Below are 24,629 nucleotides of genomic sequence, written 5' to 3'. Positions count from 1 at the left end.
AAACATTCGCAATCCTTTTCGCTCGTTGGATAGCCTTGGCGTGGTCGGGGGCCGTCCCACCCATCTGAGATACAACTTGACGCTACGTACGATTCAAGGGATCTGAGGCCGTCAAACTGGACCATTCTTGGCTAGAGTTTTCGCCGCCGAATCCTCTCGGCTCGGAGCTTAACAACGGACTTAATCCCTCGATTTTCGAAATTTGCACTCGGCACGAATGCAGGTCGTCCCCGTGATGCCGTGTCTTTCGTTCTACCCGGAGACGTAGATTTTCCTTACGGCGTGCATGCCGCTTGGCCTCGCGGTAGTTGAGTACACACAATCGAAACAGAGCGCCCACAGCCGGGAATATCGCTCCGAAGGCGTCTTTGCGTTCTCAGACTGCAAGCCGCAAATTCCGGCTGCCTACTTGCCTCACTATGAGCGACACGACACTGAAGGGCGGTCGGATTTCAGATCATAAGCCACGGATGTAGCTTCCTCATGATCGGTCTCTCTTATCCTTGGCTTGAGCTCGAGTGCTCGCCAAGACTAGGCGTGACGTCGACCTCGCCGCGCTGCGCCACCCGCGCACGACGTTCGACGGCTTTGCCTTCATCGCAATCGCAGCGATATAGACCGATACATAGCGACTCGCTCTTGCACATCACACCTAATTTTGGAGCCATCCCGTCGCCGGCCATGCAGGCTTAAATGCCGGCTCCGATGATCAGATCAAAGAGCACTTTCGATTCCAGGCTGAATGTGTCGGCCGCATCGCCTGAGCTCAACGAACTGACGGCGCATGATAAACAGTGCAATCATCCCGGCGCCTAGCTCCGCGATGGCTTGACTGGCCAATACTCCGCTGAAGCCAGAGATGGCAGGGAAGAACAGTACAGCCGGAATGAAGAGATAATGTCTCGCGAAACACACAACCGCGCTGAGACGCGCTCTCCCGAGCGATTGAAGCATCGCCGTGACGACAGTCTCAATACCATACAGTCCAAAAAAGAGATGGAAGACGGTGCAGGCAGAAACGGCAATTTCCCTGACGCTATCGCTATCGCTGAACAGCCCGACCAAAGGACGGACAAAAACCATAACGGTCGCGGAATACGCAAAGGAAAGCGCAACCGTGATAGAGAGCATGACCTTTGCAGCCCTCAGTACGCGAGCAAAATCGCGTGCGCCCCAGCCAAAACCCAGGATAGCTTGAGACCCCATACAGAAACCGCTGATAAGCAGTGCGCCAATCGTTAAGAGTCGCACCGCTATTCCCACGGCCGCGATGGACTCTTCGCCGAAGGGCGCAGCTGCTCCGTACAAGAGCACGACAGTAATAGCAGATAAGATGCTGGTCATGGTCGCTGGCGCCCCCACGAACGCTATCTGTCTGATGCGATCTGCTCGCAACGAGATGTGAGACATCCTGACGACGACCATTCCGCGTCGCTTGGTAAAATACGCGATATAGAGGCTAATAGCCGCAGTCTGAGACACAAGCGTTGCGAGAGCGGCGCCTCGCACACCGAGGTCCAGCACGGATATGAGCACTGGATCAAGGCCAGCGTTCAGTATGAAGGCGGTCATCATCGTCCACATGCTAAATCGTGTATCGCCTTCGGCTCGGACGATGAAGCCGTTGACGATATTCAGAAGCATCAGGGTGCATCCGAACAAAAGTGTGGTCGCGTAGTCGAGCGCCAGGGGCATGATGGTTGGAGTTGCGCCGAGCGCTAGGAAGATCTCTCGCATGTTTAGAAACAGAGCGACTGTGACCGTGATGCCGACTGGCGCGGCGAGCGCGAGAGCAGTACTGGCGCCTCGACTCGCCTCTAGGTACTCACCAGCACCAAGATGACGAGATATGAACGACGCTGCTCCAACTCCTATCCCCTGTCCGGCCGCCGCGAGCAGGACCACGATCGGCAAGGTCATGCTGACGGCTGCGATCGCCGGCGCGCCGAGTGCGCCAACAAAGATTGCGTTGACGACCTGCTGCAACGCGTTGATCGACAAGCCAACAACAGACGGAATGGCGAGCCGTAGGATAAGTCTGAACAGACCGGGGTCTGATAGATCGATGCGCGCGTTCTTGTTCGGCATCACATCGTGATCGGCCTCGGCGGCGAATTCCGCATCGGGCTCATTCATGGATGAAGGTGTCCCGAGATCTTCCGAATTTCATTGATCGTCTGCAACAGCTCCTGTTGCAAGACCGTGCAAAGATGGCGGGTCACCTCATAATCGACCATGCTCGGATCATACGTGGTGTCAATCTGTAGATCGCCCGATTGATATCCGACATCGAACCACAAGACGTGGATCGCCGCCGCTTGATGCATGTGTTCGCCGATCCAAAGTGGAGAAGGTTCTGTGTCTAGAAAACGGCGTGGGAAATGGCGCTGCAAGCGGGCGCGATAATTCACCCCAATTCTGGGCAGTGGCAGGCGATCGAGCCGACGCCGCACGGCTGGATCTCGGTTTAGGAATTTCAGGGCCCGAAAGCCTATTCCCCCGCGCGGCAGCGCATTGCGCTGCCGGTATATCAAACGAGCCCGGTCGGAACGCGACTCCCTTCCTGTGACATTCAGTGAAAGCGGAACGAGCTCGCTGAGAAGACCAATGATCTGAGATGAATCGAAATCGTCAAACAGCCGGCCTCGTGTCGAGGTCAGGCTATCAATCCAAAGCGAATAGTTGCCGAACAGGGCTCCACACGCACCCGACAGGGCAGCAAGAAACACATCAAAGTCCTGACAATTCGCTGATCTGGCTCCAATACTGAGGAGACTCGCTGTCGCTTCCCGGTCGATCTCAAGATGATACTTGGCCCGAAGCGAACGGCCGTTCGCATCCTCGCGACGACCTTTAAGACTTGCATCGTGAAGCTCTCTCGCGCTTTCTTCGGCAACACTCGTGCGGGCCGATGACGCGTCGTTGACACGGAAGTTGAATTGATCGTAGTCAATGCCTTCCCAGTGCTTGAGTTCGTCTGGTGCTTCGCTGTTCGCGTAGTGCTCGAGCCGCTTCAACCAGGGAGAGAGCCTTTGTACGGCCTCGGCACCATTCACATCATGGCCTGCAGCAAGAGCGTTGTATGCGTCCTCCAATGCTTCCAGGAATAGCCGATAGCCCATCCCATCCACTACGAAATGATGCACCAGTACCAGCAGATAATAATCGCCGCTTTCCGAAGCACGGAAGGCCACGACGTGAACGAGAGGCGTGTGGCCGTCAAACCGAAACATGTGTTGACGTCTTGCCGAGACGCTCTCGATTGTCCTGCGCTGGTCTGGGCCGGTCATCCGGACGAGATCGATCTCCTCCACGATGCGCTCGGCCGGACAAGGGCCAATCCCCAGCCGTAGTCCATCTTGGGTTCGGGCAACGCGGAGCCTGAGGCCTTCGTGCCTCTCGATGACATGGGCCAGAGCGCGGTCCAGGATCTTGATGTCCAGGATGCCGCCGCGCAAGAAGAACAGATCGCCGAGGTTAAAATGCTCGTCAAAGCCGACAAGAGAATTCCAAAACGATATTACGGGGGGCACAGGCAGTAGGCCGTCCGCGGAAGCCGCGTTGTGGGGTGCCGCCTCCGCTTCCGCGGCCGCCAACTCCCTGATGGTCGGTGTTCGATAAAGCTGGTTGACGGTGAGATTCAGCCCGGCCTTGCGCGCCAGCGTGACGCAACGTACGCTGAGAAGAGAATCGCCGCCGATATCAAAGAAACTGCTGTCGATTCCTATCCCTTTGGCGCCTAATAGATCCTCCCAGATGCGAGCAAGAACTCGCTCGTTCCTGGTGCGGGGCTCAGCAGATGGACTAGTTTCTATCTCGCGGTAAGGAACGGAGGATAGGCGAGCACGGTCTATCTTTCCGCTTGTCGTCAGGGGAACACTGTCAACCAATCTGAAGGCTGTGGGAACCATGGGAGATGGCAATCTGTTGCGCAGGTGGGCGAGAATCTCTCGAGAGCTTAGATTCTCCTGAGCGGGCTCCAGGCTCGCCGTCAAGCGGCGATCCTCATCGATGCCTTCTGCGAAGACCGCGGCCTTTGCGATTGCCGGATGAGACTCAAGGGCAACTTCGACCTCCTCCGGCTCGATGCGAAAGCCCCTTACCTTGATCTGGTTGTCCGATCGGCCGCAAATCTCGAGAAGGCCGCTGGTTGAGATGCGTGCGATGTCCCCACTTCGATAGAGCACGTCATATTGTCCGCTATCATACGGATTCGGCACGAAACAGCGGTCAGTCCGATCTTGATCCCGCCAGTACCCAGCGCTCAGACAGCGGCCCGCGATGCACAGTTCGCCGGGGGCTCCAACAGGCACTCTCTTCAATCGTGAATCGAGCACGTAGAGTTTGACGTTGTCGATTGGCCGCCCCACCGGCACAAGCGCCGAGTTGTCATTGGCATCCGACGTTTCGTGCACGGCTGCATTGGACGCACATTCCGTCGCACCATAGAAGTTCCACAACGGCACGCCCGGAAAAGACCCGCGCCAGCGAGCGGGCAGCGAGGAAGGCATCGGTTCGGCGCTGCTTGTGACCAATCTCAAGGCGGTCCTTTGCGGTTGCCGTTCCTGGGACCCAATGATACCGGACAGGAGTGGCGGAGAGGCAAAAAAGCGTGTCACACGATGTTTTGCCAAACTGCACAACAACAGATCGGGATCTAGCACCTGCCCTTGGGTGAGGATCAGCGTGGGCACACCTCTCAGAAGCCCACCAAAATACTCCCAAGCGGACGCAACAAGGGAAGCGGACTTCTGGACAACCATCACGTCGGTACCATCGAAGGGAAAGCGTCGCCACATCCAGTTCAGCCGATTGAGAATGGCCGATTCCGGAATAAGAACCCCCTTCGCCCGCCCTGTTGAGGACGACGTGTATATAAGGTTCGCAATTTGGTGATCTGAAGGTGAGTCGCTGGATTCGAAATTATCCGTCAGCGCCCTGCACCTGTCTAAAGTCAATAGACAAATCGAAGGTATGTCAAAGCCAGTCTCCGTGCTATTTGCGTGAACCACAGCCTTTGCCTGACTATCTCGCAGGATATATTGGATCCGATCAGGCGGATAATCCGGCGGTATCGGCACGACAATAGAGTGCAAAGCTCGCGCCGCCAGCATTACAGCGGCAACGTCAGGCGACCGGTCGACCAGCATGGCGACCATATCGCCAGCGCCCACGTCCAAATCCCGTAGGAAGGACCTGATAGCTGCTACGCGCTCACGCAGCTGGCCGAATGTGACTTCCCCGAACTCGCCAAAATATGCTACCTTGCTGTGATTGGAGACACTGATCTGCTCGAAAGCTTCAACAAGCAGACATTCAGAGTCATATGGCTGCCTGGATCCTTTCAGCGAGTTCAGTAGAGTGACGTCTGACGCGCTGAGGCAGCTCAGCTCCTCAATGGGCGCAAGCGGTTCGTCAACGCAGGCGGCAATCAGACAGCGCAGATTGTTGGCCATGCGAACAACTAGATCACTCGACAATATGTCTTCCGCATACGCCAGCTGGAGCGCAATTTCATCGCCCTGATCTTGCGCGTACAGTGTTAAGTCGAATTTGACATAGCCTGTGTCGTACTCGCGGAATGTCAGAGCCAACTCGTCCCGACCAACGGGTTCGGCAGCTTCGGAGTACATGTTGAACATGACCTGGAAGATCGGTGATCGCCCCGGTTCGCGACATAACCGACTATCCCTGACCATCCATCCGAATGGATAGGCCGAATTTGCGATGGCATCGCTGACCAGGCCCTGGATGCGCGTGGCATGAGCAGAAAAGGACTGACCGGCATCGATCGCGGCACGGATCGGTAGCATATTCAGGAAAAAGCCGATGATGTCGGCGCTGCCAGGTTGATCCCGTGCAGCGTGTGGCATGCCGATGACAATATCGTCCTGACCGCTATACATTCGTAGCAGCAGCTGGAAGCACGCCAGCAGTGTTGTCGACGTGGTGCAGCCATTTCGGCGCGCGAATTCTCTTACGCGACTGGAGAGATCACTGCCAAGCAGCACTGGATGCGAGGCGCCGCGGTATGAATTTGTTTGCGGGCGCGCCCTTCCAAGCGAAAGCGCTGGCGGATCATCACCAATTTGACGACGCCAATAGTGACGTTGGTTCTCCAGCGCCTCTGGAGAAACGTGTTGTTTTTCCCACACCGCGTAGCCCGAGAGTGACGCACAGTTCTCTTGCCAAGGCGCCACGGGATCTAAATATCTCTGCTGAAGATCTCTGAGCAAAACAGAAATCGACCAGGCATCGAGGATGATTTCGTGAGCGGTGATCAATATGAGATGATTGTCAGGACCAAGCCGGAGCATGCGCGCGCGAAACAAGTGGCCCTGTCCGAGATCGAAATTGTTTTTCAGCTCCGTTCGCCGAAACTGTGCGATGAGCTCCTCAGCCTCGGAGGAGGTGAGATGAGATACATCGATCAATTCAAGATTGGTGCATGGCGGAGCATCAAAGCATTGAACCGGACCGTCTTTGTCGATAAAGCGCGCCGAAAGTGCCTGGTGGGAATGAATGACCTCGGTCCAGGCGCGATTGAACCGAGCTAAACTGATGTTTCCCTTAATGCGCAGCCCGCCTTGAATGATGTAGTTCCGGGCAGATGGATCGAGCTGCGCCAAAAACCAAAGGTGCTCCTGGAGGTGCGTCAGAGGTGATCGGTTTAGCTTTCGGCATGTCAAAGCCGTACACGGATTGAGCTCAGTGCGCCCCTCGATCGAAGCGGCAAGAGATCGAATTGTGCCATTCAGGACCAGTCTGAAATCCGCTCTCACTCCTAGCAAGGTCTGCAATTGTCCCAATATAAGCATTGCGCGGAGCGAGTCTCCGCCAAGGCTTATGAATTGGTCATTTACACCTATGTTCTCGATACGCAAAATGCCGGACCAGATTTGACGTAGCCGGACTTCGAGGTCTGATTGCGGCTCCGCGAAGGGCGTTGACAATAACGGCCGAACACTGGCCGGGTCAGGCAACGCTGCAAAATCGACCTTTCCGTTCCTGGTCAGTGGAATATCGTCCACATGGACGATTCTTTCCGGAAGCATGTAGCTGGGGAGTGCCTCAGCAAGAAACTTCCGAAGATCGCTTTCCGCCAGTTCAGCTGGAGCCGACACATACGCGACCAGACGCCGCGATTCGGCTTGCGCCTCCGACCCAGCTATATCTCGCGCCGTAAGCTTTACACCTGCGCAGACAGAGGCAACTGCGACGGCGCCATGCACCGAGGGATGAGCGGACAAACGAGCTTCGATTTCTCCCAGCTCGATTCTGTGCCCGCGAATTTTAACCTGACGATCCCGTCGACCGAGACATTCCAGAAGCCCGTCGGAACGAACGCGCCCAAGATCACCTGTCCGGTATAGGCGCCCGAACGACGGGTCGTTTGAGAACGGGTTCGGCCCAAACGCATTCTTGGTGCGGACATGGTCATTGACGTAACCGGCAGCGACACCGACGCCGCTAACACAGATTTCGCCGACTTCTCCTACACTGCAGAGCCGTGGTCCGTCCGCGACATAAACCTCAACGTTTTGAATTGGCCTGCCGATCGGCACATAAGGCTCAGCCAGCGCAGGCGGAACGGAAACCAGATGATGCGTCACGCCGTCGGCGCACTCGGTCGGCCCGTAATGATTGAGAATGGAAACGCGGGGATACAAGGCCAGCCACGCACGCGCCAATCCGGGCGTTAGAGGTTCTCCGACCGTAGAAATAATCCGCAAGCCGTCCATGGCTCGCTCTGCCGCGGCAAGCGATTGCAGATATTCAACAAACACTGCCAGCATCGACGGAACGAGTTGGACGATCGTAGCGCCGCATCGTTGAATTGCTTGAAGGAGCGATGAGGGCGATCTCAGTGTCGAATCATCGATGATTGATGTAGAGGCTCCGACGCAAAGCCCAGAAAGAAGCTGCCAAAGCGAGATGTCAAAGCAGTGCGATGCCGTTTGCGCGACGCGATCCGTCCGAGTGAGACTTAGGGCATCGATCTTTGCCGCCAAATGATTGTTTAGGCCGTCGCGCTCGATCATTGCGCCCTTAGGCTGGCCCGTCGAACCAGACGTAAACAGAATATAGGCAAGTCCATCCGCGTTCGGGGATGGCACAACAGACGAGATCTGCACCCGGCGCAGTGCCGCCTCTATAGCTACAAATTGCGGAGCTGCTTTGCTGCTCTTCTGGAATAGGCTGAGCGAATCCGGCCGGTCTCGGCCCATCAACAAAGCGCAGCGGCTCTGCTCGATCATGAATGATGTACGGGAAGCCGGCAGCGATGGATCGAGCGGTAGGTACGTTGATCCAGCTTTCAAAATTGCGATGACCGCCGTCGCCCAGTCGAGGTCCCGCCCTCCCCAATAGCCGACAACCGCGCCGCGAGCACCCTGCTCTCGTAAGGTCCTTGCAAGGGCATCCGATCTTGATCGTAGCGCCTCATATGTGAGTTCGTCTGCGCCGTGCCTCAGCGCAACTCTCTCCGGATCCGAATCTGCAAGCCGATCGATCGCCGTGACCGCGTCAACCGGTTGACGTTCCATAGACTGCTCCTTGCCTGATTGATTTTCCGTAGGCACGCGCCCCGCCATTCGTCGCCTTCTTCGGCGCCCAAATCGGAACGCCGGAGCTCGTCATCGAGGTGACATGCGCAGCCACCCTGATTCCGCACGTCGGTTTTGTCCGTATGACCTTCTCGCTGTTCGCTTCTGGCTCGATGATCGGCAGAGGAACAGGAGGACGCTAGGACCCCGCGTCCACTTTGGCACCTACCTACTCTTGTAATGGACCTGCCATCGTCTGCATGGCACTCGCGATCGACGCGCCCACAGGCTCGTTACGGCTTGTGATTAGCGTAATTGTCCGATTTCGCGGCACTTGAGCCGGCACCACCAACCCATCGAGAGCGTGTAGGCCACCCCGGCGATACAGCTTGTACGGACGAAAGGCTTCTTACCGTAACCACCGCCAGACCGATGGTGTTCAAGCCGGTGATCGTCGCCACAGGGACCCGGCGGCGCCTCAACATTCCAACGAGTTATCGAAGCTCGCAGCAGCAGTCCCAAGCACGGCCTTGAGGTCATCCAAGTGCTGGCACCGGCAAACAAAGCGCCCGATCACCTCGTCACCTAAATCCGAATAGCTCCGCTTATTTGGCCGTTAGTCAACGGAGATTTATTTATGACGATGACAACGCGAGCTGGAAATTGAGGCGTCGTGTCATCGCCCAAACTGGTGTGGATAGGCGCCGAGGGCACATTTTCCGGGCAGCGAACGGTTGAATGGCTGGCCGTCCGCAGCGACGAATGGCTCACAGAGACTTCGATCGACAGAGACGCAGCCTGCCCACGGGCCCTCTGCGTGAGGATTAATCCATCGCAATGCGCTCGCCAGACTTGCTTGATGAGCTACTCGACCATTTTCCACGACCTTTGCGGTTTCGGGCGCGGCAAATTCCTTTCCGCTTAAGATCATCTGGTGAAATGCGAGCGTCGCGTCCTTGCTCCCGATCGGCAGACTTTACCAATCAAGCACTCCGATTTTGCGCTCTCCGCTCAGCTATTCGGGCCCGTCAATTGACGATGTTGGGCTGCATGAGCAGCATCATCCACGCCACAAATCTCATCCTGCTGATGCTGCTAACGGCGAGCACTAGTTCGGCTTGTGCGGTCTGCTCAGCGTATTTCCAGGCGCCATTTGTGCCCCCGGGCAGTCCGCCGGTACTAGATGTGATTGCGACCTTAGTGGCCTGGGGGAGACTTGAGACGTTTGGCGTTAGACTGAGATTTTTTGTCCGCCAGCCAACACAACGTGGTGGCAGGTTTGGTGGGGCAGTGCCAGCGCTCGCATGAACGGTGACCGATGTCACGAGGCCTAAATGCCGCAGCGGGACCTCTCCTGAGCGATCGTGACCGCGGCAAGGCCGAACATCACGTCGCGGTTGATGCCGAAATGGAGGCGATAGAGCCACCAGATTGCGCAGCACCGGTCGAGATCGGAGAGTGCCCGAGCGCGGTTTATTGCTGCTGCGACCCGCGCTATTGGCTTCATGACACGTCTCGTCTGGAAACCTGAACGTCTCGGGACCAGTGCTCTAAATTTGGTGAGTTCTTGATCGGTGACGGTCGGCTGTCGCGCGCGTGCGTCGGCAAAGGATTGGAAGCTGAGATTCATGTTTGCCATGGCATTGCGCGTCTCGAAGCTTGATGGGAACACGCATATGCGTATCCGGCCTTTCCGTAATCTTACGAGGCAAGTACTGCTTCCCCAAACACCCAGATCTGGTAGCGACAATTGACAGCACTCTTATGCGGTAGTTACGCGGTGGCGCGCGTTAGTTCGCAGACCCGATGCTGTCGCATCGAAGCGATCGGAGTCGATGGCGTTGGCTGCACCTCGGAAAACGGGGCGGCGCGGCCCGGAGCCATGTGATATTGCCTCGACTCATCGATGGCAGGTAGAGCTCCTGAGAGAGACGGTGATGCACTGCGAGTTCCTGCCGCTGTGGGGATGCAGTCAACGAATGTGAATTCGTCATTTGAACAACTCGCCAGCCGACCACCTAACGGATTGACACGCGACATAGCCAGGGTAGCAAAGCTACCCGCCCACAACACTAGTTCGGTACGGTCGACAGCACGTTGCGCAGCCTGTTGCGGCCTTCTCGAATATGAGGCCGAGCGAATACAAATTTGGCGCGCACCACCCACTCTCTGAGGACGATCCTTCAACTGAACAGACTACCAATGCATTATCATGCTGTGGGCACACGCATGCTCTAAGACCAATTTCCCGGTCGCGATGACCGGGTCTGTTGAAGTCTGTACTTGCCCGCCTACTTCATTCTTCTCCATGTCAGCCAGCTCGAAGAAGCCCCGCCGCGCATGGGCAATGCAAAACGCCAGTGTAATCGGCCGCACCTTCTTCTGCGGGTCGAACAGCGGTTCGAACCCGCTGAAGCACCGGCGTACAGCATGCCGGCGAACGCGGCCAGCTTCTTCTGGAGATGCTCGCCTCGTCGGTTGCTCGAGGCGTACTAGACTGCCGCCGCCGGCGCAGGCCCGGTGGCCGGCCACCACACACAAGTGCAGAACCGCCCGGTTGTACCTTGCCCTTCGCCGGGATACGGATGGTGTGGTGAAAAGGCCGGCGGGATTTCACCTCCAGCCTCTCGCAGAACCGGGCGTATTGGACGGAATGCGCGCCGTTTCTAATCCGCAAGCAGACGCTGCTGAGCACGGTTCTGACCGAGCTTTTGTAGATGGTAACCGCTTGCTGCTGGGTTAGCTACCCACAACGAGCTTTCATCCCGCTCGACTGAGCGCTTGTTATGTTCGAGACCAATGTCGGAAAGTTGACGATACGCACGCTCAGACAAAGCGCAAAAGCAGCGATGTCAGTTTGGTATGCGGATTGCTTTGTTAAGGTGTCATCACCGATCGCTTCCAAGGCGACGGCTAGGTAGAAACATTTAGCAGAGGCCGGGCTATGTCGCAGGCTGAGGTAGAACGGTTTGTCAAGAATCTAGCGAAAGAGGGTAGTCTGCTCGAACACGTTAAGCAGAGTGCTACAGGTCTTCGCGATCGGAAAGAGCCACGGCTACGATTTCACGCTTGATGAGGTTAGGAGCAGCATCCGAGTGCCACGCCGACATGCGTTGATGCAGCTCGACGCGATTGTCGGCGGCAAGCAGGATTTGAGCGGTGTAGGCTTGAGGAGGATTGTGCATACCACTGCGTTGGCTAGTTCCACGTCGGAGGCACCTACGAGCGCCGTGCAAGCCGCGGAAGCGGGCCGTGACCTAGTCGCTATCGTTTTGCTTATTGTAGTTGTTGTCGCTGTCACGGCCTGACGTATTTTCACTCTGATCGCATTGGCTCGTCCTGAAGGAAACGATCCGGTGCGAACAGAACTGAAAGCACGCCTCGTCAGGAGTGAGATCATTGCTTTCAGGCCTAGAGATGCGGCTTCAGGGCGTACCCGTACCGTATGACGCACACTGCCACCGAACACTGCCGACGGATTTTTGACCGGCGTACCCCCGAGCAACTGCGCACGTTGTCACACGTCAAGCGCTTCATGGAGCGGCTGGCCGGTGACTTGGAGTTCCGCAGGGCGCTTTCGGAGAACGTTCATTCTCCTCGAGCGGTAACAGAGCGCTACGGCATCGAAGTTGCCCCAATGAAGATGCTTCCTCTCTGGCGCGGCGGCTACCTGAAATATCGCTTCAAGCCGGAGTCTACGCCCTGGCCCCTGGCTATGATGTGGGACGAGTTTATCTGCGACATGTTGCGCGATCGCGACCTCCTGCGCGAAGAGGGCGAAATGTCGACGATCAACCCTCGCTTTCATGCCTGGCGTGAGCGCCACATCCGGCGCTGCAACGACGAATTGGGCGGAACGGCGGCCTCGGTCACGTACCCCATCATCGCTTTCGAGCTGAGCGACGGCTGCACCATCGGTTGCTGGTTCTGCGGCCTCTCGGCCGACCGCTTCAAAGGCTATTACGAATATAGCGAAGAGCATGCAGCGCTTTGGCGCGCCGTGGTCGGTATTGCGAGCGAGATGTTTGGTTCGGCAGCCCGTACTGGTTTCTGCTACTGGGCCACAGAGCCTATGGACAACCCCCATTACGACCGCTTTCTATTCGACTATTATCAGATCACGGGCGCATTGCCACAAACAACGACGGCGGCCCCGCTCAGGGATCGCGCACTCACCACGCGCGTGCTCGAACTGTTCCAGCGCTATCGCACCGTGACGAACCGTTTCTCCGTGCTGAGCACAACACATCTCGACCAGATTCACATGGCGTTTTCGCCTGAGGAGCTGATCGGTGTCGAACTCGTCCTGCAGGGCAAGGAGGCGCTGACTGCAAAGGCTTTTGCCGGGCGCGCGCCCGGAGCGAGAAACTTAGGGCTGGCAACAAAGATGATGCAATCGCCTTGCTGGAGAGCGATCACACGACCATCGCCTTTGTTTCCGGCTTTCTCGTAAATATGCTGCAGGGACGTTTACAATTGGTGACGCCGGTGCCCGGTAGCGAACGCTGGCCTCTTGGCTACCGCGTCTTGAGTGAACGCTTCTTTAGGAGGTCTGACGAGTTCCGCGAGGGGCTGCAGCGCATGATCGACCAGCATGTGCTCGAGATTCCAGCTCCCAAATTGCCGATCCGCTTCCGCAGGGACTTGCAATACGAGGCTGGGAACCGATGCTTTCATCTCCGGTCACGCAACATGGAACACCGGGTGCAGGACGACATCGCTCCGACTTCCGTTGGCCATCTAATCGCCTATGGCAACTGCACAGCGTCGGAGCTGGTTAGGCAGGTCACGACTGACGGAACGAGCGTGCTCGCAGTAGCCGACCTGCTCGATCAGTTATGCACGGCCGGGGGTGATTGAAGAGGACTTAGACGACAGCTTCGCCTGGCAGACCAGCTCACCTGTTACTGCGCTTTCATCGGGCAGCGGTTAGAGTTTCGGATTTTGTACGCCAGTGAGTCCGCCGGAAGAATTTCATTCTCGAGTTGCCCAGGCGAACGGTGCGTGATGCCCCTGCAGTTCCACCGCGCTGTCGAAAACATGGAAATTTGGAGTGCGCGCAGCGGCGGCTACTCGTTCGTTATAAGCTTGCAGAGCCCGACCGGTCCTGGCTTCCGCGGAAGGTTCGGCTACGTCGCTTCGTGGCGTCCGCTTGACCAGAGCCGTGGCGCGATCAGGGTGCTCGGCTCGCCGCTGCAGAGCTTGGCTGAGGCCGAGGACGCCTGCAATAGTATGCTCAATTACCTGAGAGACTGAACTGATTCCTGGTCGCGGAAAATGGAAGCATCTTAAAGATGCTGCAGTCGCGTCGGGTGCTACCCAGGATGTTCACGGGGTCGAGACGTACTTTGTAGCGGCTGAGATTATCGCGCCCGATTTGAGCGGGCGCTACACGTTCTATCCGTCGGACGGGCTTGCTTCCAAATCGAGCTCATCTGGATTATCTTGAAGATCATCTGCCGTCCCTCACGCCGGTCGGAGCAAACATGTTCGTCGAAGGCTCGACAGATTTGTTCGCGTTTCCCAATCCGGTAGTTAAGCCGTACATCAGGATCGTGATCCACAAGACGCCCCTAGCGAACGGCTGCGCCCTACCGGATCTATTCACGAAATGATCATCACGATCCGTACACGGATGCGAGCCAGAACAGCTTGATGACAAGGGCGGGACAGGTCGTAACACCGTAGTCTCAATGACTTCACTGATTTTGCCGTCCTGCCACGCCTGTTTGCAGCGGCTGCGGTAGTCGCTCCTCAATCGCGGTAGCGCTGACAATGCTGCTAAAAAATACCGTCGCGCTTAAAAATGCTTTCAGCACAGCCAGGACCCTTTAGATTAGGAATAATCAAGCGGTACAAAGGCGATATTACCCTCGGGCCCAGACGATCGCCGTAAAGCGCCCCGGCCATTTCCGGAAACCGCGAAGTGAAGATTGAGCCGCCCATTCATTTCTTGCACAGAAAATGTCAAATTCGGGTGTGAGCCTGAACGAACATCAAAGATCGTACTGAGTTGAGTGGTGACATCGTGGAAGACGACATAGCCAACTTTCATGCCGGTGTGAAAAGACGGTAGGTTATCCTGGTCAGCTAGTATCTTCTGAACGATTTCTTTTCGCTCTAAACCAAAGTTTGAGGCAAAGCCGGTTGCAAAACAGTCGACTCTATCGTCGTTGAGATTATTGCGAACAACCAACACATCATGTCGTGTGCAGGTCGTAATGTTCGAAAGAAGATCGTTCGACGGCTGATAGTTCTGTCCTCTGAGTATCACGTGCAGCGTGTCAGGGGACCATCGAAACCCTTCCTTACTTATCGAGCAACCAGCCACAACGCCGCCAATACCGTGCGTCTCCAGTCCGTTTAAAAAGATAGCGAGGCGTTGTGAGATACAAGCTGTACAGACAAGACGGCCCGTCACGTCAGCTCTGTTTGGGGGGTATTGTAGCACCGAGTGAATATAGTCTTTGTCTTCTGGACTGCCGCGCCATGGAAAACTGCCCCCTCATATTGCCTCAGATGACAATGTTACCGAGCGCCCCCAGCTGTCGCGCGAATTGGACCCCGCGGGTCCGAGCAAGCCGCTCGCGAAGCGCGCCCTCCAGAGCGCCGTAGCGAGAGAGCGGCTTGCGGTGATTCGGCAAAGCAACACGTGGGATTTAGACAGCGAGGGAAGCTTGGAACGATAGTATGGTTTCGGTGCTGCTGATGAGCTGTCGAGCGACCTTTGATCGCCAATTCTTCACCAACCGCTGCACCGTACGCCGCTGATGGCCACTGAACTGACCCGGCGCATGCGCTGCCAGCCGGGAGAGGAGATCGACGGCGGACAAGTGCGGAGCCGCGGCGAGCCATTCCTCGATCATGGGAATGTATGGGTCGAGCATCGATGGCCGACGTGGCGCAGGTTTGCGCCGCACATAGCGGCGCCGATGAATGCCGCGCTGCTCACCCTGCTTCCAACCGTCGCCGAGCTCTCGGGCAAAGGCGGTCAAGTCGCTTTGCACCGGCGCGACGGTCATGGCTGGCTTTCCGGCCCGCTGATCAACACGCTTGCCCAGCTCATTTTGAGCGTCCCTCATCTGTGCCAGCAATGCCACCGGATCAAGCGTGCGGTAAATCTCACGCAGCCGACGTTTGAATGCCTCGTTGCGGGTGGACCAATGCTCTTTCGTACGGTGTAGCGGGAGGAAGATAACGCTTGATCACCTTGGCACCTTCGCGGTGCTTCTCCTTCAGCTTAAACGAGGGCTGGAAGAAATTGATGTGCAGCCGTGCCGCGGCAAACAGGCGAGCTAATGAGCGAGCGGCATCAATGCCTTCAAAGCGCCCGTAGCCCACCAGACGTCGAACGATAGCTCCATTCTTCTGTTCAACGAACGCTTGATCGTTCTTCTTGTAGGCCCTGGAACGAGTGACTTCGACATCGTGAGAACGGCACCACGAGACGACCGTGTCGTTCATGAAGGCGCTGTCGTTGTCAAAATCGAGCCCGCAAACGGGCCAGGGAAATAGGTTCTGGGCGCGCTCGAGGGCCTCGACCACAAGCGCTGCTTCACGCACAACAAGCGGAAAGCATTCGGTCCACCCCGTTGCGACATCCACCATTGTTAGCGTCTGAATGAAGGCCCCGGATACGGACATGCCGCCGTGCGCAACCAGATCCGCTTCGCAGTACCCCGGCGGAGGTGATCCCCAGTCATTGAATGTACGCACCGGGACTTGCCGCCGTACGGCACTGGAAAAGCCCGCCCGCCGTCGGCGTCCTCCGGCTGCTGCGATCCTTACGTCGCTCAGCAGGCGATCGATCGTCGCCGCGCTCACCCTCAAAACCTTAGACCGCTCATCAGCAGAAAGCTTCAATCTGCCGTGCCGTTCAAGAGCCGGAAGCAAGAACGGGATCATCGCGACGAGCCGCTTACTGCAGAGCCGGTCAGACGAGTCCCATAGCACAATCAGTGCCATACGAATGGAAGCTCCGTAGGTCCGGCCCCGCCGCCGCGGCACGGCCGACCCCGATGCCCCGTCCGCTGACAGCGCTCGGATCGCGTGCTTGCGATGCCATCCCGCAACGGCGCACAGCTCGTCTAGGATCCGTCCCTTCTCGAGCCGCCCGCTTGCCCGATAACGCTCGGCCAGCGCTGATGTGATCTCGCGCTTTGCGCGCATGCTGATCTTCCCTGCCATAGCCGCCACCGATCTGATTCGGCAGCTCCGCCCCAGACACGACAGGGAAGTTGTCCGGTAACATTTTTAGCGAGGCAATATGGGGGGCAATTTCCCATGTCGCCCGACAATCTACGATGGTGTGGTCCTCAACCGACAATGTCTCACTGATCAGCAGCCTAAACCGTCCGGGTGATCCTGAAGTCGTGACGACTGACAGCACAGACAGCACGTCTGAGTGGTTGCAGGAATTTCCGTGGCGGATTGAGGGGTGTTGATAGCCCATTATTATTGACCGACTGCGCAAAAGGCCTGTCAGCTTGCGGTAAGCTATGACAGATACAGAGCCCTTGGGATTAACGGGATGTGACAGGGACAGCGTTATCGCTCCAGATCGATCGGCGCCGAGTCACTTTTCCGCTAGTCTCAACGGCAGTGCGGATGTGGTAGGGACTAGTTGGCCTGGCTTCAGCCCCCGGGTCGGTTAGCACCGAGCCGCGCCCGCACTGTTTCTACATCTTGCCCCGACCAATCCCGCTGCTATCTCCGACAAGCTTCGCGGGTACTCTGGCGAAGGTCGGTACATCACCTGAAAAGGTGAGGGCCACGTACTTCCATTCTGCCGCGACGCGCGCAATGAGTGGCGTTGGACACTACATACCGCCACGAGAGCCGCCTGAATCGCGAGTTCGGCCGCAAGCGCTTCGGCGATGAAGGCTATGCCATGGAAAAGTTGGTCGCAGAGCTTGGCGCGGCCTTTCTGTCCGCCGATTGGGCCTGATACCGGAGGTGAGGGAGGGGCACGCCTCCTATATGCCCTCTTAGATCAAGGTGCTGAAGAACGACAAACGCGCGATCTTCAAACTTCGTCCAGCGGGCGGCGGACTTCCTGTATCGGTTTCAGGCCAAAAATTCCGCCGCGGCCTGAGCCGCGGCGGAAATAATCGATCTGGACCTCGTCATTTTAACTCCAAATAGCTCAGATCAAACTCGCCATGAAAGTCGGGGGTGAATACAAGCTCGCGCCATGAGCCCCTTCGGCGAAAAGGATTACCCTCTCCTTGGTGAATAGCCGATGAGAGAGCGAATGAACGAGGAACGAATCGCGGAAGGCGGATTTGCGAGAACGATTCGGATCAACCGTGGCTTGGCACCCGTGCGTGCACCTGCGGCGCCGCCGGTATGCCGTTTTGCAACCCGAGCAATGACCAGTCGTCGGCTCCCATGCCGCCGCAAGACTTCATCGGCCGGGAGGAAGGCGGGTCCTGAAACCCATGAAGCCCCACGACGATCGAGAGCCGCAGGGCCGTTTCGTTCTGCAGATGTCGCGATGCATTGCCTCACGAGCGACGGCCTCGTCAGCTTCTGGAAAGCCTATCCATAATAGGATCAGCTCCGATGCTCAGTCAGCGCCGGTGGGTGGGGCTGCCGCCAGACCGCCGCTCTTCACCGAACCATCAGACGCGCCAGCTCAGTCATCAGACATCTACCGCGGTCTCAACTCTTTCGTTGATCTGCCGTACACACCGCAGCAGATGCAAGACGATGCTCAGTCAGCGCCGGTGCTCAGCCCCGCCGGTAAACCCGCGTTCTTCGTCGCGCGGTCGGGCGTACTCCAGGAGCTTGAGGACATCGGATACCGACTCGACGAGGATTGGCAGGATGGCGCGTCCGATGGTCCGGTGAACCGCGGCGGTCTGGCGGCAGCCCCACCCACCTGTTCAGGGGAGACGCCTAGCGCAGCGTTCGCCTCGACGAGCACTCAACTCTTTCGTTGATCTGCCGTACACACCGCAGCAGATGCGAGACGATGCTCAGTCAGCGCCGGTGGGTGGGGCTGCCGCCAGACCGCCGCTCTTCACCGAACCGTCACAGCCGGTGTCGGATTTCTTACTCGATGTCCTCCCTATCCGCATCCGCACTGCCAATGAAGTTAGCCAGGAGATCGAGAGGCTAACGCACCGGCTTTGCCTTGAGGGCTGTTCACACGAAATGCCTGGTGGGTATTAACGAGAAATCGGCCTTGGACTGATAGGGTAGACTGAGGGCGTAGCTGATCGCTCAGATTCATCCCCGGGGAGATACCATCGTCCGCCGAGAATGAGCAAAGACGGGCTTGCTGACGCCGCTGCCTGCTCCGGACGAACTCGATTCAAAGTCGATTGCGCGCGCCATCGGGCTGGGATGCGCTCGATGCACGATTTCTAAATTCCGCAGCGGGATCTCTCGTGGGCAACCGAGACCGCGGCGAGCCCCAACATCACGTCGCCGGTGAATCCGAAATGGAGACAATAGAGCCACCAGATTGCGCAGCACCGGTCGAGATCGTACATGGCGAGTGCGCGCCTCGTTGCTGCGACCATCCGCGCCATCGGGTTCATTCCGCGTATCATCTGGAAACCTCGGCGTCTCGGGGCCAGCGCTCTCCGTTCAATGACTTTTAGGGCGGTGATGGCCCGCTGTCCGGCGCGTGCACCTGCAAGAGATTCGGAATTAAGATTGATGTTCGCCATGGCGTTCTTTTCCGCGTTTCGAAGCTGCATGCGATCTGTGTCGTAATCCTACGGTTCAGGTGCTGCTTGCAAAACGCCCAGATCTGGTAGTGCCAACTGATAGGATTTCCATCCGATAAATACGCTCACGCGATTGCACTGCCACGCAAAGCCACTTGCGACCGTCGTTCTCGGTTACGCGACCTTTGCTGCGAGCTCCTTGAGAATACCTCCGCGTCCGCAAGTTATTGACGCTCGCACAGGCAGGGCCTACGCCGTTTCCGAGTAAGCCCTCCACGGTCACCGGTTTCGCTGCCCAATTTGCGCGAATCCAGCCGACGTCGAGCGCTGGTTGGCGGCCGAGCCCCGTCTGAGGGCGCTGGCAATTCTCGGTCGCCTCGCTGAGCAACGCCCCAAACAGTTCGGCCCGCAGCACACCATCGTGCAGCGCTTGTTGGGATGGCTCCGACGCAAATCAGCCGAAACGATCATCCCGCACGGCGCAAAGCTGCGACGCTGGCCGCGTGTAATGGGCATTCCGCGACGTCTCCAGTCCCTCCGATTCTGCGCGCCATCGTGGAATCTCGGACTGGCCCACAGCGGGAGCTACATCGTTTAAGCGAAAGTCACACCGGCAGGGGAGGCAATACGGGCGCAATATGGCAGGCCGGATGACAGGCCGGCACCACGCAGATGAAATGGCAAGGATGACCGTGCATCTCGTGGGCTGCCAGGGGGTCCAATGATGCGTACCCACTGGCGGCGCGAACAGTCCACTGTTAAGCGGCGAATGTCTCTCCAGGTAAGGACAACCGAAGTGATCGCAGGCCTCCAGTCCGGCGCGATCGCTTCACCGTCGGGTTGCGTCTCATACCCTTGTAAGCCTAACGAACCCTCCTTCCACTAATTCGGCTTTGTAGGCCCGATTGTTAAGTAGGATTGTGGCGGGGTTATCTGCGGTCGGCATGAAACCTTCTTCGCGCAGCTTGTCCATTAGGGCAGGTGTGGCCCATTGCTGTCCTAGCGGCATTCCGTAGCGCCATTTCTCCGCAAAGAAGGCTCCGAAGTCCGGTACTCCCGCCCGGCCGGCCCCAACCACTTGGTCCTCCGCGGGGTTATGAACAAGACGAACGCGATTGGACTCATCCAAACCGGCCGTGTAGCGGTGACCTTGGATTTCATAGGTCATCGTCGGCTGGTCCGAGTCCGGCAAGAGACCGTGGTGGAATAGCCTCTCAACCATGGCGTCAGGGGCGATTTGCGAACCGTGTGAAAATCTCTGTGGAGCGGCGAATGAGACATCTACCGCTTCCTCAGGTGCGGCAGGTGATGATGGTCCAGCTTCATTCATGAAAGGAGACAAACCCGCGGCCGCAGCTGCCCCCTCTGATGCGATCATCTCCGGGCCAAGTCTCATTCCGCCTGGCCTCGCAGTCGGCGCGCGGGTCTGCGTCGTGCATTGCGTTCACCTGAGCGTAAAGCTGGTTAGGAGGTCCAGGTGATGCGGACCGCGACCAGACTCAGTCTTGCACCGAACATGTGCATTTCGACCTCTGCCCTCGACCCGTCGTTCTGGCTGACGCTTCGAGCCTATGCTCGGGGCCGCTAACCAGAATGGCCACGATAGTCGCGCGAGCGCGAGAACAGACGAGAGCGAGACCTACGTGAGAGTCCGGCAAGCGCGGAGCGAAGTGTTCACCTGAGATAACGAAATCGCTGAGACGCAAACCAGCCGAGACGATCATCCCGAGCACGGCTAAAGGTGCGGCGGTGCCGGTGATCCGGGGACTGCGGCCGCCGCTGCGTGTAGTGGGTAGTCCGCGAAGTCCCCAGTGCCTCGAACCCTGCGCGCCATGATACAACATCCGAGTGACAGCCGGAGCTACATCGGTCAAGCGGAACGCTACGTTCTCAGGTGAGGCAATACGAACCGCCAACTTTGTCCCGGCTGCTATCGACGCTCTGCGTCATGCAGATGGCACTCGTGTCAGGGCGTTGGAAAGAGAATTCACTGGTGTCCTGAATAAGGAAAATCGTCGTAATTCGTGCGCGCGGTGGCGAGGTCGCCGCTGAAATGTCCGCTTCCTCCAAGCGTCCGTTGGCGAAGAACCGTAGGCCACATTCGTGCTCGCCCGTTGCGGGCGCACGAACAGTAGCTCCTGGGGATGCGTCACTGGTTTGCCTTAACAGCTCTCTAAGTGGTTGACCAAGATGTACGCCCCCTGAACCTTTGGCAGCGCTCCCCGAACGACTTGAGATCGGCCTCGTCGGCGTCGGGGCCGAATAGCCGGGCCTTCTCCCCGTCCCGGCTGATGCCCTCGCGCAGGAGATAGCCAAGATGCGGGCGAGCGGCGCCGAACGCACGTTATGACTGGACGACCTAGGTCTTGATGGTCGCCAGACGCGAGCGTCCCGCGAGCAGGCGTTCGCCCACTCGCCGGCGACCCGGCCGGGACGCAAAGGTGGAGCACTGATGATTGGTGGATCTTGTCCGCCGCGCGAGAGAGAGCGGCAGGAGCGCTGAGCGGCGGCAAGCGCCTTGGCGACGAAGGGCGTGGCACGCTGACTCCTTAAGGAGCGGACGCAACCTGGCCGAGGCTGAAAGGGCGCGAGACATCGCCAATCGTGTTCGGCGCCCGCCAATTTGTCCCAAACTCGCCAAAGCAGCGCGATGTCTGGGTGCCCGACAACTATAGCAGGTCTCATATTTGTCTTGCCGGGAAGGCCAGCGATCAGATCAAGGGTAAAATGGGCCACGAAAGGCGGGCATTTTTATTGCAGAGCTTACCGTGAGGTTCGTCGTGACACGCTTCAGCCTACATGTGAACAGGCGATGGCCGTGAGGACGAGCTCGGGCAAGTGGAATGCAACTTTGCGCGACCTGTCTGGTCGAAATGTTCGGGCCATGGATCGCGCTCCAGATCAGGTCGAGGATGGCGAGGCAATTTACTCCAGAGGGGCTGGAGCCGGTCCTCGGTCCGGCAGACGAACGCTTGACACGCCGCGCGGTGTTGGGCGCAACCATCGGCAACATTATCGAATTCTACGACTTCGGGACCTATAGCTTTTTCGCAATACAGATCGGTCAGGCGTTCTTCCCGGCAACTGACCAGTTCGTCAGCCTCATGCTGTCACTCGGAACCTTCGGCGCAGGTTTTGTGACCAGGCCGATCGGAGCCATCGTGCTCGGCTCGTATTCGGATCGGGCCGGCCGCCGACCCGCGATGACCGCCAGCTTTGCCATGATGAGCGCCGCGGTCCTGTTATTGGCTATCACGCCATCGTACGAGACAATAGGACTTGCCGCTCCGTTGCTAGCCATTTTCGCACGCTTGCTGCAGGGCTTTGCTCTCGGAGGTGAAGTCGGTCCAACGACAGCCTACTTGATGGAGGCGGCCCCCACCAAAGCCCGCGGTCTTGCGGTCTCCTTTCAGCCCGCGAGCCAACAGGTAGCTGCGACGGCCGGAGCGTTGGTTGGAGAAATACTCTCGCTCACCATGACAAGCGAAGCGCTCAATGCGTACGGATGGCGGGTCGCGCTGTTGCTCGGCGCGGCTACGTTGCCGTTTGGACTTTGGTTGCGGAGCGTCCTGCCCGAAACGCTGCACCGCCCCGAGGCGCCGGTTCTTGTCACCCAGCCCGAGGGGCGACCACCTACCGATCGCCGCATCATGAGCTTGGGATTTGTCATCTTGGCCAGCTGCACGATCACGACTTATGTTACGGGATACATGACGACCTACGCGTTGAACACCCTCCGCGTTTCCACGCCTCTCGCCTTTGCTACTACGCTCATCAGCAACACGGTCGGAATTTCTGCAGCACTGCTGGGCGGCCTGCTCGCCGACCGCGTAGGCCGTCGGCGTATCATGATATGGCCGCAGGTCACTGCATTACTGATGACCTATCCGGTATTCTTGTGGATTGCAGAGAGCCGCAGTGCCTTGGCACTTCTAGGAGGTCTCGGCGTCCTCACCCTGATCGGAACGATTCCGTATAGCGCCTTCTACGTGAGCATGGCCGAAGGTTTGCCCAAGTACATTCGTGGTCGCGCGTTCGCGACGATCTACGCTTTTGCGATAGCGATTTTTGGAGGCACAGCTCAACCGATCGTCACCTGGCTCATCCACCTTACCGGGAGTGCACTCGTGCCCGCCTGGTACATGCTCTTCGCGGGCGCGGCCGCGCTTTGTGCCATGCTTATGATGCCGGAGACGGCGCCACTCAATTATGTGCCCGACCATAGACGAATGGCCGTACCGGCACGACCGCTGCCCTAGTCATGCCCGAACAGGTAAGGATGACATCTATGATGTCCGAAATGCGAAACATCGAGCCGGAGGACGGGTATGGGGCCAGCACGTAAAAGAGAATCTATCCTGAAAATTCGAGCAGCTTTACATCGAGCAGCAGCTCCTGTCGGAGCGCAGCGTCTCCGTCTGAAATGACTTTTCCCCATTTACCCGATCTTGGTCGATGCGGCAGTTGCACGATCGGCGGATGTCACCGAAAGGCTGTAAGTGAGCCGTCACTCTGATCGTCGTTTAGAGAACAAGAAGGCGCGGCTTGTACTATCTACTAGCGCAAGTACGGCATGAGGATGCGGCCGCTGTCGGAGCAGCGGCCGCACGAGGGTCAATCCTCATCTCTGCTTGATATGTTTCCCGCTGTCAGTGCTGGACGCACGAGGGATCCGTCAAGCAAAAAAACAGATCGCAGATACCATTCAACGGGTCATCCACGCACTCAGGATATGATGTATCGGCTACCGGCGCACTCGCCGCAACCGGCTGCGCGGCAACGTTTGCAGCAAAAGGAGGCATTACCGCCGTTGCAAGCGCGAGGGCGCTCGCAGTCACTAACACAGACTTTTTCATTCGAGATATCGCTTCCCTAGGTTAGCCCCAGCCGCCCTCGAGGGTCTATATGACCACGCTGCAAGCGGTAAAATTGATTTTCTTGATCAGATCTATTGACCGAATGGATAAGTATGCAGCAATCGACGATCGGCTCATCGATGCGATGGGCGACGAGTTTCAAATTTGGCTGAAGCAACGGCTGGCCGAAGCGGGTCTGACGGACGATGCCGAGGTTAAATCGTCAACGAGATCGCCTGCGAGATCAAAAGCGAGGTGATGCACCGGGTGCTTAGGGAGCACGGCATCCAGCTGTAAAAGCTCGGCCAGGCCCGTCTTACGGATTGCTGTCGCGAGCTCGCGCCATGACACAATGAACAGTCCCACCAAGCTGATCGTGCGGCGCAGCCTGCTCTTCCGACGGTGCCACCGTTGCTCACTCGTGGCGGCGAGTGAAAAAAGCAGGGAAATGACTGACCATACGCCGGTGTACTGAAATTGTCTCCGCGGCGCCCGGCGCCATTGCAGTTGAAACGAAGAAGCTCCGACTTACTCGGATTGAGACGCTC

The 24,629-nt window shown here is 57.8% G+C and carries 12 protein-coding genes and 2 pseudogenes; 5 read left to right on the top strand and 9 right to left on the bottom strand.

Annotated features, from left to right (window positions below; genetic code table 11):
• Positions 1–714: 714 nt before the first annotated feature.
• The 4 genes and pseudogenes from I6F21_RS30290 to I6F21_RS30275 form a co-directional block, all read right to left on the bottom strand.
• Positions 715–2,136 carry an MATE family efflux transporter gene (locus tag I6F21_RS30290; RefSeq protein WP_225183955.1) on the bottom strand — a complete coding sequence of 474 codons (1,422 nt, stop codon included), beginning with the start codon at positions 2,134–2,136 and terminating at the stop codon, positions 715–717.
• Positions 2,133–8,582 (bottom strand): non-ribosomal peptide synthetase, encoded by a 6,450-nt coding sequence (locus I6F21_RS30285; RefSeq protein ID WP_225183954.1) that lies wholly within the window; start codon positions 8,580–8,582, stop codon positions 2,133–2,135. Before I6F21_RS30285 ends, I6F21_RS30290 begins: the two co-directional genes overlap by 4 nt.
• Before the next feature lie 1,294 nt (positions 8,583–9,876).
• On the bottom strand, positions 9,877–10,185 hold the full coding sequence (locus I6F21_RS30280) for a hypothetical protein (protein ID WP_225129451.1): 309 nt from the start codon (positions 10,183–10,185) through the stop codon (positions 9,877–9,879).
• Positions 10,186–10,844: 659 nt separating this feature from the next.
• A pseudogene (locus tag I6F21_RS30275) lies at positions 10,845–11,065 on the bottom strand (transposase); the annotation flags it as partial.
• A gap of 926 nt (positions 11,066–11,991) precedes the next feature.
• Between I6F21_RS30275 and I6F21_RS30270 the strand changes: the two are divergent.
• Both I6F21_RS30270 and I6F21_RS30265 read left to right on the top strand, forming a co-directional pair.
• Entirely contained in the window at positions 11,992–12,999 is a 1,008-nt protein-coding gene (locus I6F21_RS30270; RefSeq protein WP_225129453.1) for a radical SAM family RiPP maturation amino acid epimerase, read from the top strand.
• Positions 12,948–13,406 carry a hypothetical protein gene (locus tag I6F21_RS30265; protein ID WP_225183953.1) on the top strand — a complete coding sequence of 153 codons (459 nt, stop codon included), beginning with the start codon at positions 12,948–12,950 and terminating at the stop codon, positions 13,404–13,406. The genes I6F21_RS30270 and I6F21_RS30265 overlap by 52 nt, the downstream gene beginning before the upstream one ends.
• A 976-nt stretch (positions 13,407–14,382) precedes the next feature.
• Here the strand turns inward: I6F21_RS30265 and I6F21_RS30255 are convergent.
• The 3 genes from I6F21_RS30255 to I6F21_RS30245 form a co-directional block, all read right to left on the bottom strand.
• Positions 14,383–14,967, bottom strand: coding sequence for a hypothetical protein (locus tag I6F21_RS30255; RefSeq protein WP_225183952.1), 585 nt, complete (start codon positions 14,965–14,967; stop codon positions 14,383–14,385).
• Between the two features lie 238 nt (positions 14,968–15,205).
• On the bottom strand, positions 15,206–15,568 hold the full coding sequence (locus I6F21_RS30250) for a hypothetical protein (protein WP_225129460.1): 363 nt from the start codon (positions 15,566–15,568) through the stop codon (positions 15,206–15,208).
• A 100-nt stretch (positions 15,569–15,668) separates the two neighbouring features.
• Entirely contained in the window at positions 15,669–16,733 is a 1,065-nt protein-coding gene (locus tag I6F21_RS30245) for a transposase family protein (RefSeq protein WP_225183951.1), read from the bottom strand.
• A gap of 640 nt (positions 16,734–17,373) precedes the next feature.
• Between I6F21_RS30245 and I6F21_RS30240 the strand changes: the two are divergent.
• Positions 17,374–17,640, top strand: a pseudogene (locus tag I6F21_RS30240) (zincin-like metallopeptidase domain-containing protein); the annotation flags it as partial.
• A 1,276-nt stretch (positions 17,641–18,916) separates the two neighbouring features.
• On the opposite strand, the gene I6F21_RS30235 reads toward I6F21_RS30240, so the two are convergent.
• Together I6F21_RS30235 and I6F21_RS30230 are read right to left on the bottom strand one after the other, a co-directional pair.
• Positions 18,917–19,225, bottom strand: coding sequence for a hypothetical protein (locus I6F21_RS30235; protein WP_225144526.1), 309 nt, complete (start codon positions 19,223–19,225; stop codon positions 18,917–18,919).
• 847 nt (positions 19,226–20,072) lie between these two features.
• A complete protein-coding gene (locus I6F21_RS30230; RefSeq protein ID WP_225183950.1) occupies positions 20,073–20,393 on the bottom strand; it encodes a hypothetical protein in 321 nt (106 codons plus the stop codon).
• Between the two features lie 1,744 nt (positions 20,394–22,137).
• On the opposite strand from I6F21_RS30230, the gene I6F21_RS30225 reads away from it, so the two are divergent.
• Together I6F21_RS30225 and I6F21_RS30220 are read left to right on the top strand one after the other, a co-directional pair.
• Entirely contained in the window at positions 22,138–23,484 is a 1,347-nt protein-coding gene (locus I6F21_RS30225) for an MFS transporter (RefSeq protein ID WP_225129468.1), read from the top strand.
• A gap of 646 nt (positions 23,485–24,130) precedes the next feature.
• Positions 24,131–24,340, top strand: coding sequence for a hypothetical protein (locus tag I6F21_RS30220; RefSeq protein WP_225129470.1), 210 nt, complete (start codon positions 24,131–24,133; stop codon positions 24,338–24,340).
• Positions 24,341–24,629: the final 289 nt, after the last annotated feature.

Source organism: Bradyrhizobium sp. NBAIM03 (genome assembly GCF_020194055.1).
GTDB classification, from domain to species: domain Bacteria; phylum Pseudomonadota; class Alphaproteobacteria; order Rhizobiales; family Xanthobacteraceae; genus Bradyrhizobium; species Bradyrhizobium yuanmingense.
The sequence above is the reverse complement of the archived record's forward strand: the minus strand, read 5'-3'. Positions and strand labels throughout refer to the sequence as shown.

Coding starts and splice junctions, on each gene's coding strand:
- I6F21_RS30280 (WP_225129451.1), bottom strand. CDS start 10,185: ATGGCAAACATGAATCTCAGCTTCCAATCCTTTGCCGACGCACGCGCG.
- I6F21_RS30245 (WP_225183951.1), bottom strand. CDS start 16,733: ATGGCAGGGAAGATCAGCATGCGCGCAAAGCGCGAGATCACATCAGCG.
- I6F21_RS30235 (WP_225144526.1), bottom strand. CDS start 19,225: ATGGCGAACATCAATCTTAATTCCGAATCTCTTGCAGGTGCACGCGCC.
- I6F21_RS30270 (WP_225129453.1), top strand. CDS start 11,992: ATGACGCACACTGCCACCGAACACTGCCGACGGATTTTTGACCGGCGT.
- I6F21_RS30290 (WP_225183955.1), bottom strand. CDS start 2,136: ATGAATGAGCCCGATGCGGAATTCGCCGCCGAGGCCGATCACGATGTG.
- I6F21_RS30220 (WP_225129470.1), top strand. CDS start 24,131: ATGACCACGCTGCAAGCGGTAAAATTGATTTTCTTGATCAGATCTATT.
- I6F21_RS30230 (WP_225183950.1), bottom strand. CDS start 20,393: ATGACCTATGAAATCCAAGGTCACCGCTACACGGCCGGTTTGGATGAG.
- I6F21_RS30225 (WP_225129468.1), top strand. CDS start 22,138: ATGGCGAGGCAATTTACTCCAGAGGGGCTGGAGCCGGTCCTCGGTCCG.
- I6F21_RS30250 (WP_225129460.1), bottom strand. CDS start 15,568: ATGACCGTCGCGCCGGTGCAAAGCGACTTGACCGCCTTTGCCCGAGAG.